The sequence below is a fragment of the Paractinoplanes atraurantiacus genome, assembly GCF_900215205.1.
Classification (GTDB): domain Bacteria; phylum Actinomycetota; class Actinomycetes; order Mycobacteriales; family Micromonosporaceae; genus Actinoplanes; species Actinoplanes atraurantiacus.
This window is the reverse complement of sequence record NZ_OBDY01000011.1, coordinates 39,481-51,509: the sequence shown is the minus strand read 5'-3', so window position 1 is coordinate 51,509 and position 12,029 is coordinate 39,481. Positions and strand designations below refer to the sequence as shown.

The following is a 12,029-nucleotide window of genomic DNA, read 5'->3' as shown; positions in this document are numbered from 1 at the left end:
CGGGTGTCCTCGATCGAGTGTTTGTGCAGGTGATCGATGGTCTTGGTCCGGGTCGTGCCGATGTGGACCCGGCCGTCGGAAAGCTGCCGTCCCTAACGTCAGTTAACTGTCTGACATTGATGGCCGTGGTAACCGTCAAGTTCCTGACAGTGGCAAATGGGCACGTTGGCTAAGCCTGGATACCTAGCGCATGATCGTTGGAGGCGGTCTAATAGGTGAGACCGTATCGAACCGCACAGTCTCGGATGTGAGGATTCAGCATGCCAGCCACGGGCACCGCCAGCAGCACCGAGAAGGGTCGGCGAATCGTCGGCACAGAGCGCCAGTCGTTAGCCAAGGATCTGGTCAAGCGTTACACCTCCGGTGAGAGCATTCGCGCACTCGCCGCGTCGACCGGCCGTTCCTACGGATTCGTGCACCGCGTGCTCACCGAATCCGGCGTGCAGCTACGCCAGCGTGGCGGCGCGCGTCGCCGCAAGAAGGCGTGACGACCGGCAACGCCGCACCCGGCACCCCCGCCGACGAGTCGGGCGTTAGCTACGACCTGGACGGGCCGGTGGCAACGGTGACGTTGTCCCGGCCCGAGGTGCTCAATGCGCAGACACCCGCGATGTGGGCCGAGCTCGCGAACATTTCGCGGAAATTACCGGGCGACGTGCGAGTCGTCATTGTCCGTGGTGAGGGACGTTCCTTTTCCGCGGGCCTGGATCTGTCGGTCGCGCGTGGTGATGGCGATTCTTCACTCGTGAAGCTCGCGCAGTTGTCACCCGAGGAGTGCGCCGATCGGATTGCCGGCTTCCAAGCCGCGTTCACCTGGCTCCGCAACCCGTCCATCGTGACGATCGCGGCCGTTCAGGGGCACGCGATCGGCGCCGGTTTTCAACTCGCCCTCAACTGCGATCTGCGGGTTCTCGCCGACGACGCGAAGTTCTCGATGGCCGAGGTGACCCTCGGACTCGTGCCGGACCTGGGCGGGACCAAACGTCTCGCCGAGCTGACCGGGCCGTCGCGCGCGCTCGAGATCTGCCTGACCGGCCGGCGCATCGCCGCCGACGAGGCCGAGCGCATCGGCCTGGCCACCACGGTCGTGCCCGCCGCCGAGCTCTCCGGCACGGTCGCCGACCTCACGGCCGCCATCATCGCCGCCGACGCGGGCGCCACCAGCGAGATCAAGGCCCTGCTGTCGGGCGCCGGGCTCCGTTCGTACGCCGAGCAGGACCGCGCCGAGCGTGAGGCACAGACCCGCCGCGTCCGTGAGCTCCTCGGAAGCGGAGAGTAACCAGGAATTCTCGCACCGCCCGGGTTGTCGTACCCCCGGGGCAGACTGTCGCTGCCCGCCATTCACGACCGCCCGGGAGGTGACGAGATGAGCATGCCCAGCTGGACCATGCTTCGCTCGATCCAGAACTCGGACCGGGTCGCCGAGCACCGTCTTCGCCGGGGCACCACCCGGCGGATCCTGCGCTACGCCCGTCCCTACCGCCGGGACATCCTGGTCTTCCTGCTCACCGTGGTCGTGGCCGCCGGCATCGGCGTGGCCACGCCCCTTCTCGCCGGCCACGTGGTCAACGCGATCACCGGCGGCGGCGCCGGCGCCGCGTCGCTCGTGGTCCGCCTGGCGCTGCTCATCGCCGCTCTCGCCGTGGTCGACGCCTTTCTGTCGCTCGCCCAGCGGTGGTATTCGGCCCGCATCGGCGAGGGCATCATCCTCGACCTGCGGACCAGGGTGTACGACCACGTCCAGCGCATGCCGCTGCAGTTCTTCACCCGCACGCAGACCGGCGCGCTCGTGAGCCGGCTCAACAACGACGTCACCGGCGCGCAGCGGGCCTTCACGTCCACCCTGTCCGGCGTGGTCAGCAACGTCATCCAGCTGGTGCTCACCGCCGCCGTGATGTTCAGCCTGTCCTGGCAGATCACCGTGCTGTCGCTGGTCATGCTGCCGCTGTTCATCATCCCGGCCCGCCGGGTGGGCAAGCGGCTGGCCGACATCACCCGCGAGTCGTACAACCTCGACGCCAAGATGAACGCGACCATGACCGAGCGCTTCAACGTCTCCGGTGCGATGCTGGTCAAGCTGTTCGGCCGGCCCGAGACCGAGGCCGCCCGCTTCGGCGAGCGGGCCGCCCGGGTCCGCGACATCGGCGTGCAGCAGGCGATGTACTCGCGCACCTTCTTCGTCGCGATGCTGCTGGTCGCCTCCCTCGCGCAGGCGCTGACCTACGGCCTGGGCGGTTGGCTCGCGGTCGCCGGCAGCGTCACCGCCGGCACCGTCGTGACATTGGCATTGCTACTGACTCGGCTGTACGGGCCATTGACCGCTCTCAGCAATGTGCGGGTCGACGTGATGAGCGCGCTGGTCTCCTTCGACCGGGTCTTCGAGGTGCTCGACCTCGAGCCCGGCATCGAGGAGAAGCCGGAAGCGGTCGATCTGCCCGCCGGTGGCGGCCGGGTCGAGTTCCGCGACGTGCACTTCCGCTACCCGAGCGCCGGCGAGGTGTCGCTGGCGACCCTCGAGGACGTGGTCGCCCTCGACCGGACGGAACAGGCGCCCGTGCTGCGCGGCGTCGACTTCACCGTCGAGCCGGGCCAGATGGTGGCCCTGGTCGGCCCGTCCGGTGCCGGCAAGTCGACCACGTCGATGCTGTTGTCGCGGGTCTACGACGTCACCGAGGGCTCGGTGCGGGTCGGCGGCGTCGACGTGCGTGACGCCACGCTCGACTCGCTGCGCGACACCATCGGCGTCGTCACCCAGGACGCCCACCTCTTCCACGAGACGATCGCGGAGAACCTGCGCTACGCGCGTCCCGAGGCGACCGAGGACGAGATGTGGGAGGCGCTGCGCGGCGCGCAGGTCGAAGACCTCGTCCGCGGCCTGCCCGACGGCCTCGAGACGGTCGTCGGTGAGCGCGGCTACCGCTTCTCCGGCGGCGAGAAACAGCGTCTGGCCATCGCCCGGCTGCTGCTCAAGCGCCCGTCGATCGTCGTGCTCGACGAGGCCACGGCTCACCTCGACAGCGAGTCCGAGGCGGCCGTGCAGCGGGCGCTCACCACGGCCCTCGAGGGGCGCACGGCGCTGGTCATCGCCCACCGGCTCTCCACGGTCCGCGACGCCGACCAGATCCTCGTGCTCGACAAGGGGCGCATCGTCGAGCGCGGCCGTCACGACGAGCTGGTCACCGCGGGCGGGCTCTACGCCGAGCTCTACCGCACCCAGTTCGCACAGACCTCCCCGGCGTACGCCGAGGAGGTCGAGGTGGTCACCGTGCCGGCCCGGCCGATCGAGCCCTGATTAGACGCAGGCGCGGCCGCTGGCGGCGAGCAGGCGCACGAAGTCGCTCGCGCCCTCGGGCGCGGGCACCTCGTCGCCGAAGACGCCCATCTTCCGGCCCTGCGGCGCCATCTGGGCGATGACCGGGGTCAGCACCTTGACGGCGGCCGGGTCGGGCTCGTAGCTCTGCCCGGTCGCCTGGGCCAGGTCCCATCCGTGCACGGTGAGGTCGACCAGGGCGAGGTTGGCGACGACCGGCTGCGGCAGGCCCATGGCGGGGGAGCTGCCCTCCAGGGCGGCCGGGTCGGACCAGGCCGTGATCAGGGTGGCGGTCTCGTCGGCGAAGCGCTGCCGCCAGTCGCCGGTGAGCACGTCGGGCGTGGTGCTGAAGTCGGGCTGCTCGCGCACGGCCAGGGCCTGGAAGTTGACCACCACCTGGAAGAGGTGGTTGAGCAGGTCGCGGACGCGGAACTCGGCGCACGGGGTGGGCTCGTCGAGCTGGTCGTCGCGGACTTCCCGGATCACCGGGAGGGTCCGGTCAGCCGCCGCCGCCATCAACGTACTGATCTCGGTCGTCATGATGTAGAAGGTAGCGAATCGAGCAGCTCCCGGAACGCCCCCGCGAGGGTGTCCACGGTGTAGTGGGCGTTCAGGCCGCTCGGGTTGGGCAGGACCCAGACTGGTCTTTCCCCGACCGTGTCGTCCTGTGGCCCCATCGTGGCTTTCGGCTTCGCAAAAGCTGTCCTGTACGCCGTGACCCCGAGCACCGCGAGGTAGGTCGGCCGGATTTTTCGGACATTATTGTCTAATGCCGCGCCGCCTTTGATCAGCTCGTCGGGAGAGAGCTCGTCCGCGCGGGCGGTGGCCCGGGCGACCACGTTCGTGATGCCGAGGCCCATCGCCGGCAGTTCGAACTGCTCGGACGGATGCAGCAGTCTCGGGGTGAAGCCGGAGCGGTGCAGCGCGGGCCAGAAGCGGTTGCCGGGCCGGGCGAAGTGGTGGCCGGTCGCCGCCGAGTAGAGGCTCGGGTTGATGCCCGAGAACAACACGCGCAGGTTCGGGCCGGCCACGTCGGGGATGGTCCGGTCGGCGGCGGCCGCGATCTCGGCCGGGGTGGGCTTCACCTTCACAGGGCGCGGGTGTTCCCGCCGTCGACCGCGATCAGGGAGCCGGTGACGTAGCTGGCCGCGGGGGACAGCATGAACGCGGCCACCCGGCCGAACTCGGCCGGCTCGCCCAGGCGGCGCATCGGGATCTTCGACGCGACGTCGGCCGCGGCCGCGGAGGCGTCGCCGGTCGCCGCGAACAGCTCCCGGTTGCGGTCGGTCATGATGCGGCCCGGGAGCAGGCTCACGATGCGGACGCCTCGGGGGGCGTACTCGTCGGCCATGTCCTTGGCGGCCATGGCGAGGCCCGGCCGAAGCCCGTTGGACAGGCCGAGGCCGGTCAGCGGCGCCTTGACCGAGGTGGAGAGCACGAGCGCGATGGCGCCGCTCTCGGGAAGCGCCGCCGCGAAGACCCGGGCCGCCCGCATCGTGCCGAGGAAGACCGTCTCGAAGGCGTCGCGCCACTGCTCGTCGGTCATCGCGGCCGCGGTGCCCAGGGCCGGCCCGCCCACCGAGATCATCGCACCGTCGAAGCGGCCGAACCGCTCCACCGCGGTGTCGGCCAGCACGCGCGGCGCCTGCGGGTCGGCGAGGTCGGCCACCACCCCGGCGGCGTGCTGCTCGCCGCCCAGCTGCCGGACCGCCTCCTCGACGCGATCACTGTCGCGGGCCGAGATCACCACCTTGGCGCCGTCGGCGACCAGCGCCTCGGCCGTGGCGAACCCGAGCCCCCGCGAGGCACCGGTGAGAACGTAGACGCGATCGGCCAGTCCGAGATCCATGCCCCGATCCTGCCAGCACCCGGTCAGTCGCGGCGCAGGGTGGCGGCGGTCGTCTCATCGGCGGGGAGGAAAGACTCGATCGCCAGCTCCGAAAGGGTGACATCGCGGGCGGTGCCGAGGACCGAGGTGATGCTGAAGAAGCTGAGATCGTCGATCCGTAACGGTACGACGAGGCCAGTGTTCGATTTGTCGATGCCGCCGGGGTAGCTTCTTAATTCTTCCAACAAGTCGGGCATTTCCGATATACGGCTAAGGATGTGGCCCCGCCATTCGGCCAGGTTGCGGATGCGCGGCGCCAGGCCGTCGGGGTGCAGCGACAGGCGCAGCACGTTGACCGGCGGTTCGAGCAGCCACGGCGCGCAGCCCTCGATCAGCCGGCCGACTGCGGAGTTCGCGTCGATCATGGTCCAGTTGCGGTCGACGAGCAGCGCCGGATAGGGCTCGTGCCCCTTGAGCACGTTCCGCAGCGATTCGAGGATGGCCGCCAGCGGCGCCCCGCTCAGCGCCGACTCGGAGTAGGCGGGCGCGAAACCGCCCGCCACCAGTAGCTCGTTGCGGGAGCGCAGCGGCACGTCGAGCTCCTCGGCCAGCCGCAGGATCATGTCGCGGGTGGGCCGCGACCGGCCCGTCTCGACGAACGAGAGGTGCCGCGTGGACACGCCGGCCTGCGCCGACAGCTCCAGCTGGCTCATCCGCCGGCCGGTCCGCCAGTCGCGCAGCCGCTGCCCCACATCGCTCATACCCGCCGACCCTAGGGGCGGCGAGGTCATCACGGCCATTACCTCTCAGGTAATCGACGGCGCTACCGGCGGCGGGCGACGGTGGTCGCACCGACAACGAGAGGACGAAACGATGAGCGACTTCGACACCGTGGTGGACCGCTACCTGGCCGTGTGGAACGAGACCGACGCCGCCGCCCGCCGCGCCGCGATCGACTCCGTGTTCGCTGAGAACGTCCGCTACACCGACCCGCTGGCCGCGGTCGCCGGCCGCGACGCCCTGTCCGTGCTGATCGGCGGGGTCCACCAGCAGTTCCCCGGCCTGAAGTTCGCGCCCGGCGGTCTGATCGACGGCCACCACGACCAGATCCGCTTCACCTGGACCCTCGGCCCGGCGGCCGGCTTCGACGTGGCCGAGCTCGACGCGCAGGGCCGGATCACAAACGTGCTGGGCTTCCTCGACCGTGTCTAGTCCATGGCGTGCCCGCCGTTCACGGTGATCCGCTCACCGGAGGCGAGGAAGGCGACGACGTCGGCCACCTCGGCCGGCGTGCCCATCCGGCCGAGCGGCACATCCCGGAGATACGACGAATGGTCCATCCCGGCGTGCCGCTCGACCGGGATCGGGTGAGGCAGAACTGGGCGCCCTTGGCCACGCTGTAGGCCCGGCCAGGTCGTTTCGAGGGCGGGAATCGACGGTTGCGGTCCGGTGGCGTTGGGGACCAGCACGCGTACGGGACCAAGCCGCTCCTCAACCGCGGAAACGAGCCCCGCGACGTCCTGCTCCTCGGTGGCGTCGGCCCGGAAAGCGGCGGCCCGCCCAGCCGTCGGCCGCCAGCCGCCGCGCGATGTGCGCCCCGAGCCCGCGCGAGGCCCCATTACCAGCGCAACTGACATGCCTTGCCCTCTGAAAGATGGCGTTACGGGCGGCGCATGATCCAGGTGGAGCGGCCGGCGTGCAGGACGACGGCTCCGGCAATGGCGCGCAGCGCGGGGGCGCGGCGGGGCTTCGGGGGTGACTGGCCGTCGTAGTGGAAGGACGCCTCGCGCTCGGCCAGCTCCAGTGCCGCCATCGTGGGCAGCGCTCCGCGGCTCACCAGGTCGCGGGCGAAGTCCCAGCCGTCGCGCAGTGAGCCTTGCGTCGGGCGGGCCGCCGCCCACTGCGCGAACTCGCGTTTCCACCGATCGCCGAGGCCGGCCGCCAGCATCGGCCACTGACGGGAGACCTCGCCGGCCCGCTTGCGCAGCAGCGCCACTCGGGCCGCTTCGAAGCGAAACCCGTCGAATCCTTCCGGTACGGATCGGCCGGCGGTGAGCGCTTCGACGAGGGCGGCCTGGCGGTCGGCCAGGCCGCCCGGTCCGCCGCCGGGCTGTCCTGGGCTGCGGGGCGTGGTCATGTCACGGCCGGGTAGCCGGAGGCCTTGGCTATGGCGTCGAGCTCGATGCGGAGGTCGGCCGCCGGTGGGTAGTCGCCGTCGCGTTCCAGCATGAGGGCCGGTGGGCGGTGGCGGGCGCACAGCGCGGCGACCAGGTCGAGGACCGGCTGGGGCACGGCGTCGGTGTGAGTGTCGTGGTAGAGGCCCTGGTGTTCGGCGCCGCCGGCCACGTGGCTGTAGGCGACCCGGTCCAGCGGGAGCTGGTCGAGGAGCTCCTCGGGGTCGGTGCCGCGGTTGCGGGCGTTCGCGTAGACGTTGGCCACGTCGAGCAGGAGCAGGGCGCCCGTACGGTCAAGGATCTCGGTGATGAACTGGGCCTCGGTCAGCTCGTCGTCGGGCCAGTCGAACAGGGCGGCGATCGGTTCCAGCGCGATCGGGACGCTCAGCGACCGCTGTACCCGCCGCACGTTGGCGGTCACCGCGTCGACGGCCTCGCGGGTGCGGGGCAGCGGCAGCAGGTGGCCGGCCTCGATGCCGCCCGCCCGTACGAAGGCGATGTGCTCGCTGACCAGGGGAGCGGCGAGCCGCTCGGCCACGGCCGCGAAATGCTCGATCCGGTCGCCCGGCACCGGCTCGGCCCCGCCCAGCGAGAGGCGCACCCCGTGCGGGATCACCGTCACGCCCCGGGCCAGCAGCGCCTCGAGCCCGCTCGGCAGCTCGCCGTGCGCGTGGACCGACTCCGCCACCACCTCGGCGAACCGCAGCCCCGGCAGCTCGGTCACGAACCCGGCGATCTCGGGCCGCCACCCGATGCCGACCCCGTACTCGGCCCCGGCCCCCTTGGCGCTCGCAGCGCCCGCGGCCGCAGCCGTCGCCGGGCCCGCAGCCGTCGCCGGGCCCGCAGGTGCGTGGCCGCCGGCCGGCTGGTCAGCCACCGCAACCGCCTCCGCCGCCGCAACCACCGCCGCCACCGCAGGACGAGCTGCCGCTGCAGCTGCTGCCGGAGCCGCCGTCGCTGCCGCCGCCTCCGACCGAGCCGGTCGCTCCGCCGGTGGCGGCGATGCGCTGCACCTCGGCCTCGGCCGCGAAGGCCGGGTCCATGGTGTACAGCGAACTCGAACCCCACAGGGCCACACCCATGGCGGCGCCCGTGGCCCCGTACGTCGCGAAGGAAGGTGATTGGCTGGGGGATAGGTGACGGTTCTGGTCGCGCAGGCTCCGCATGTGGCGGCGCGCGGCGTCGGTGGCCCAGCGCTTGCGGGTGTAGAGGGCGATCGTCAGGATCACCGCGAAGAAGACCAGCGGGATCAGGAAGCCGACCGGCTTGCCGTTGGCGACGCCGTCGATGATGCGGGCCACGCCGATCAGGACCAGCGCGATGCCGGCCAGCGCCCACGCCCGGGCCTCGCGCAGCTTGGCCGCGCCGATCGCCACGCCGCTCTGCTCCAGGTGGTCGCTGAGCTGCTCGACCGCGGAGACCACGGACTGGTCGGTGAAGACGTCGCGAGCGCGCAGGCCCCGGGCCGCGGCGTTGTAGATGGCGCTGTCGAGCGGGGTGACGCCACTGGGCAGAGGGCCGGTCTGCACGAGCGTGCGGCCGGGACCGGTACCGATCGCGTCGGCCGCGCGCAGGCCGCCCATCGCCGAGTAGACGGCCAGCTTGGGCCCACCGTTGAGATAGGCGATCTGCTGCGGGCCGAGCTGGTCGACCCGGGCGAAGCGGATGCCCCGGAAGAGGGCCTTGCGGTGGAACCAGGCCAGCACCGCCACCAGGACCATGGCGGTGATGTAGTAGATGAGGAAGGTCGGGCCGGGGATCCCCCACGTGTCGTTCATGGGCTTTGTCCTCCCGTGCTCGTCGCGTCTGTGGCCCTCATTGTGCAGACGCGCGCAATGTCAGCCCCGGCGGACGGCCTCTTCCACGACGTCGAGCACCCGGCTCAGCTCGCCGGGCGGGCGCCCGGTGGCCAGGTGGAGCACCAGACCGTCGTACGCCAGCTCAAGGAATTGGGTCAAAACCTCGACCGGCACGTCGTCGCGCAGGACCCCGGCCTCACGCTGGCGCTGGAGGCGCTCGCGGGTCGCGTCGGCGATGGCGGCCGACCGCTCGGCCCAGCGTTTGGCGAAGGCCGGGTCGGTGCGCAGCCGCCGGGAGACCTCGAGCTGGCTGCCGAGCCAGCCGGCCGTGTCGCCGTCGCTGTTGCCGGCGCGATCGAGCAGGTCGCGCATCACCTGGACCAGGCCGTTGCGGGTCACAGTCGCGACCATCGCGGCGGCGTCGTCCTCGGCCACCGCGAGGAAGAGAGATTCCTTGTCGCGAAAATGGTGGAAAATCGCCCCTCGGGACAGCCCTGTCGCGTCTTCGAGCCGCCGGACCGTCGCACCCTCGTATCCGAAGCGTGCGAAACAGTCGCGCGCGGCGGCGAGGATCTCGTGTCGGCGCGCGTCAAGCTGGTCCTGGCTTACTCTGGGCACGTTCTGGATCGTGTCACGCGGCGTGGTGGCCATGCAATCCGTACGTACGTCTTGCCAGACACGCCACGTTCATCGGGCGGATGCTGCGAATTCCTCCATCCCGCCCGTAACTTGTTTACAAGCCCGGTCTGTTCGCCTGCCCGTTCGGTCACGTAAAGTGCCCGCGTGCCTCTCGTCCTGATCGCTCTCGATGACACCCTGCTCGACCGCAGCGGTGCCTTCAGGCTGTGGGCGAAGGGTTTCCTGGACGAGATCGGGGCACCACAGGACGATCTCGACTGGTTACTCTCCGTGGATGCCGACGGCCTGACCCCGCGCTGGGACCTGGCCGATCTGATCCGCGAGCGGTACGCCCTCGGAATTCCCTCGATCGACGTCGTCGACGAGCTGCACGAGGGCCCGCTCGCCTACGAGAAGCTCGACCCGCTGGTCGGCTGTGCCTTGAAGATCGCCACCGACGCGGGCTTCGTGCCCGTCGTGGTCACCAACGGGCAGGGCGAAATTCAAGAGGCCCGGATTCGCCGTACGGGTCTCGACCGTTACGTCGCCGACTGGGTGATCTCCGAGCAGGCCGGCGTGAGCAAGCCGAACCCGCGGATCTTCGCGCTCGCGGCGCAGCGGGTCCGGATGCGCCTCGGCGGCGCCTGGGTGCTCGGCGACAGTCCCGAGGCGGACATCGGCGGGGCGGCCGCGATGGCTCTGCCCAGCGTGTGGCTGCATCGGGGCCGGAAGTGGATGGACGACAGGTTCGCGCCCACCCGCGTGGCCGGCAACGTGATCCAGGGCCTTTCCGAGATCATGGCAACCGCGCGATAAATAGGTTGCGCGCCTTTCGCGGGCCCGGCAGAGTGGCCCGCGTACCGAGTCGCGTGCCGGCTCGCATACCGAGTCGCGTGCCGGCTCGCATACCGACGAGAGAGAAGGGGGTGGACTCCATGGCTGTCTTTGTGATGACTGCTGCCCGGATTCCAGTACTTCCTTTTCCTTCTTTCTCCGAGGAGACCCTCCAGTGCGAGAGCACGACTCTTTCGGCCCGGCGACCATGCGCCGCGGCCGTCGCAAGTTCGACGACGACGACGCCAATTTCCTGAAGCGGGGGCGGCTCGAGCCGCAGCTGCACGAGGATCCCGATCTCCCGGACGTCGGCGACCGCTGGTCCACCTGGGACGGCGCCCTGCACGGCCCCGAGCCACGGCCCGACTGGGTGCGTACGGAGCACGGCGCGGTCGACACCGAGCTGGGCATGCTCAAGACCGGTAAGGAAGCCGACGTCTTCCTGGTCCGGCGGGAGCTCCCCGACACCGACAAGGTGAGCATGCTGGCCGCCAAGCGGTACCGCGACGGCGACCACCGGCTCTTCCACCGCGACGCCGGATATCTCGAGGGCCGCCGGGTGCGCCGGTCCCGCGAGATGCGGGCCATGAACAACCGCACCGCCTTCGGCAAGGAGATGATCTCCGGGCAGTGGGCGATCGCCGAGTTCGGCGCCCTGTCCCACCTGTGGCAGGTCGGGCAGGAGAGCGGCCTGGTCCGGGTGCCGTACCCGGTGCAGATCATCGGCACCGAGCTGATGCTCGAGTTCATCGGCGACTGGGAGACCGGCGAGGCGGCGCCACGGCTGGCGCAGGTGCGAGCCGATCCCGACCAGCTCGCCGACCTGTGGCGGCAGATGACCGACGCCCTGTCGGTGCTGGCCCGGGCGCAGGTCGCGCACGGCGACCTGTCGCCGTACAACACGCTGGTGCACGACGGCCGGCTGGTTTTGATCGACCTGCCGCAGATCGTCGACGTGGTCGCGAACCCGCAGGGCGGCGACTTCATCGCCCGCGACGTGCGCAACGTCGCGGCCTGGTTCACCCAGCGCGGCCTGCGGGTGGACGCCGACGAGCTGCTCGAACGGCTCCTCTACGAGGCAGGGCTGCGATGACCGGGCCGTTGCGGGGCCGGCCGGGGATGAGACGGCCCGGCCCGCGGCCGCCGAAACCTCGGCGCCCGCGGCCGGAGCCGCGTCACTGCAGGTAGCCCTCGACCTCGCCGACGCTGTGGGCCTGCTCGGAGTTCGGGTCGTTGCCGAACTCACGGGCGGCCCGGCGCCGGCGCAGAAGGTCCCAGCACTGGTCGAGCGCCTCTTCGAGCTCTTTGAGCCGGGCGTGCTCCTCGCTCGAGGAGATCTCGCCCTTGCTCAGCTGCTGGCGCAGCTTGTGCTCCTCATCAACCAGGCCGTTGATCCGGCCCAGAACAGTTTTGTCATCCATGCGAAGAGCCTAAAGGCAGTCCCGCCGCACCCCCATCCGGTCGCA

16 protein-coding genes are annotated in these 12,029 nt (G+C 70.7%); 6 read left to right on the top strand and 10 right to left on the bottom strand.

Going from position 1 to position 12,029, the window contains the following annotated elements; translation table 11 throughout:
• Positions 1-260 precede the first annotated feature (260 nt).
• From CRP55_RS24255 to CRP55_RS24245, 3 genes are all read left to right on the top strand, one after another.
• On the top strand, positions 261-488 hold the full coding sequence (locus CRP55_RS24255) for a helix-turn-helix domain-containing protein (RefSeq protein ID WP_097322431.1): 228 nt from the start codon (positions 261-263) through the stop codon (positions 486-488).
• Complete coding sequence (locus tag CRP55_RS24250; RefSeq protein WP_097322430.1) at positions 485-1,279, top strand: enoyl-CoA hydratase/isomerase family protein; 795 nt, start codon at positions 485-487, stop codon at positions 1,277-1,279. Before CRP55_RS24255 ends, CRP55_RS24250 begins: the two co-directional genes overlap by 4 nt.
• 93 nt (positions 1,280-1,372) lie before the next feature.
• Positions 1,373-3,292, top strand: coding sequence for an ABC transporter ATP-binding protein (locus tag CRP55_RS24245; RefSeq protein ID WP_097322599.1), 1,920 nt, complete (start codon positions 1,373-1,375; stop codon positions 3,290-3,292).
• Here CRP55_RS24245 and CRP55_RS24240 read toward each other — a convergent pair whose 3' ends face one another.
• The 4 genes from CRP55_RS24240 to CRP55_RS24225 are packed head-to-tail and all read right to left on the bottom strand — an operon-like array spanning position 3,293 to position 5,899.
• A complete protein-coding gene (locus CRP55_RS24240; RefSeq protein WP_218854689.1) occupies positions 3,293-3,850 on the bottom strand; it encodes a TIGR03086 family metal-binding protein in 558 nt (185 codons plus the stop codon).
• Positions 3,847-4,395, bottom strand: coding sequence for a G/U mismatch-specific DNA glycosylase (gene mug / locus CRP55_RS24235; RefSeq protein WP_438865813.1), 549 nt, complete (start codon positions 4,393-4,395; stop codon positions 3,847-3,849). The genes CRP55_RS24240 and mug overlap by 4 nt, the downstream gene beginning before the upstream one ends.
• 2 nt (positions 4,396-4,397) lie before the next feature.
• Positions 4,398-5,159: an SDR family oxidoreductase gene (locus CRP55_RS24230; protein WP_097322428.1), complete on the bottom strand. Its 762-nt coding sequence runs from the start codon at positions 5,157-5,159 to the stop codon at positions 4,398-4,400.
• Between the two features lie 23 nt (positions 5,160-5,182).
• Positions 5,183-5,899 carry a helix-turn-helix domain-containing protein gene (locus CRP55_RS24225; protein ID WP_097322427.1) on the bottom strand — a complete coding sequence of 239 codons (717 nt, stop codon included), beginning with the start codon at positions 5,897-5,899 and terminating at the stop codon, positions 5,183-5,185.
• Between the two features lie 112 nt (positions 5,900-6,011).
• On the opposite strand from CRP55_RS24225, the gene CRP55_RS24220 reads away from it, so the two are divergent.
• Positions 6,012-6,350 (top strand): nuclear transport factor 2 family protein, encoded by a 339-nt coding sequence (locus tag CRP55_RS24220; RefSeq protein ID WP_097322426.1) that lies wholly within the window; start codon positions 6,012-6,014, stop codon positions 6,348-6,350.
• Here the strand turns inward: CRP55_RS24220 and CRP55_RS24215 are convergent.
• The 5 genes from CRP55_RS24215 to CRP55_RS24195 all read right to left on the bottom strand — a co-directional run bounded on the left by CRP55_RS24215 (position 6,347) and on the right by CRP55_RS24195 (position 9,729).
• On the bottom strand, positions 6,347-6,775 hold the full coding sequence (locus tag CRP55_RS24215; protein ID WP_245923345.1) for an SDR family NAD(P)-dependent oxidoreductase: 429 nt from the start codon (positions 6,773-6,775) through the stop codon (positions 6,347-6,349). The genes CRP55_RS24220 and CRP55_RS24215 overlap by 4 nt on opposite strands.
• A gap of 23 nt (positions 6,776-6,798) precedes the next feature.
• Positions 6,799-7,275 carry an SCO6045 C-terminal-like domain-containing protein gene (locus tag CRP55_RS24210; RefSeq protein WP_097322425.1) on the bottom strand — a complete coding sequence of 159 codons (477 nt, stop codon included), beginning with the start codon at positions 7,273-7,275 and terminating at the stop codon, positions 6,799-6,801.
• Positions 7,272-8,066, bottom strand: coding sequence for an MbnB/TglH/ChrH family RiPP precursor modification enzyme (locus tag CRP55_RS24205; protein ID WP_097322597.1), 795 nt, complete (start codon positions 8,064-8,066; stop codon positions 7,272-7,274). The genes CRP55_RS24210 and CRP55_RS24205 overlap by 4 nt, the downstream gene beginning before the upstream one ends.
• Positions 8,067-8,181: 115 nt before the next feature.
• Positions 8,182-9,090, bottom strand: a complete 909-nt coding sequence (locus CRP55_RS24200) for a TIGR04222 domain-containing membrane protein (protein ID WP_097322424.1) — start codon at positions 9,088-9,090, stop codon at positions 8,182-8,184.
• Positions 9,091-9,150: 60 nt separating this feature from the next.
• Positions 9,151-9,729 (bottom strand): TetR/AcrR family transcriptional regulator, encoded by a 579-nt coding sequence (locus CRP55_RS24195; protein WP_097322596.1) that lies wholly within the window; start codon positions 9,727-9,729, stop codon positions 9,151-9,153.
• 165 nt (positions 9,730-9,894) lie between these two features.
• On the opposite strand from CRP55_RS24195, the gene CRP55_RS24190 reads away from it, so the two are divergent.
• Complete coding sequence (locus tag CRP55_RS24190; RefSeq protein WP_097322423.1) at positions 9,895-10,545, top strand: HAD family hydrolase; 651 nt, start codon at positions 9,895-9,897, stop codon at positions 10,543-10,545.
• Positions 10,546-10,738: 193 nt separating this feature from the next.
• Positions 10,739-11,656, top strand: a complete 918-nt coding sequence (locus CRP55_RS24185) for a serine protein kinase RIO (protein WP_438865812.1) — start codon at positions 10,739-10,741, stop codon at positions 11,654-11,656.
• A gap of 82 nt (positions 11,657-11,738) precedes the next feature.
• On the opposite strand, the gene CRP55_RS24180 is transcribed toward CRP55_RS24185, so the two are convergent.
• Positions 11,739-11,984, bottom strand: a complete 246-nt coding sequence (locus CRP55_RS24180; protein ID WP_097322422.1) for a DUF2630 family protein — start codon at positions 11,982-11,984, stop codon at positions 11,739-11,741.
• Positions 11,985-12,029 lie beyond the last annotated feature (45 nt).

Bases quoted from the DNA above. Each gene is read 5' to 3' on its own strand.
- CRP55_RS24255 (WP_097322431.1), top strand. From the start codon at position 261: ATGCCAGCCACGGGCACCGCCAGCAGCACCGAGAAGGGTCGGCGAATC.
- CRP55_RS24245 (WP_097322599.1), top strand. From the start codon at position 1,373: ATGCCCAGCTGGACCATGCTTCGCTCGATCCAGAACTCGGACCGGGTC.
- CRP55_RS24240 (WP_218854689.1), bottom strand. From the start codon at position 3,850: ATGACGACCGAGATCAGTACGTTGATGGCGGCGGCGGCTGACCGGACC.
- CRP55_RS24230 (WP_097322428.1), bottom strand. From the start codon at position 5,159: ATGGATCTCGGACTGGCCGATCGCGTCTACGTTCTCACCGGTGCCTCG.
- CRP55_RS24225 (WP_097322427.1), bottom strand. From the start codon at position 5,899: ATGAGCGATGTGGGGCAGCGGCTGCGCGACTGGCGGACCGGCCGGCGG.
- CRP55_RS24220 (WP_097322426.1), top strand. From the start codon at position 6,012: ATGAGCGACTTCGACACCGTGGTGGACCGCTACCTGGCCGTGTGGAAC.
- CRP55_RS24215 (WP_245923345.1), bottom strand. From the start codon at position 6,775: ATGTCAGTTGCGCTGGTAATGGGGCCTCGCGCGGGCTCGGGGCGCACA.
- CRP55_RS24210 (WP_097322425.1), bottom strand. From the start codon at position 7,275: ATGACCACGCCCCGCAGCCCAGGACAGCCCGGCGGCGGACCGGGCGGC.
- CRP55_RS24200 (WP_097322424.1), bottom strand. From the start codon at position 9,090: ATGAACGACACGTGGGGGATCCCCGGCCCGACCTTCCTCATCTACTAC.
- CRP55_RS24180 (WP_097322422.1), bottom strand. From the start codon at position 11,984: ATGGATGACAAAACTGTTCTGGGCCGGATCAACGGCCTGGTTGATGAG.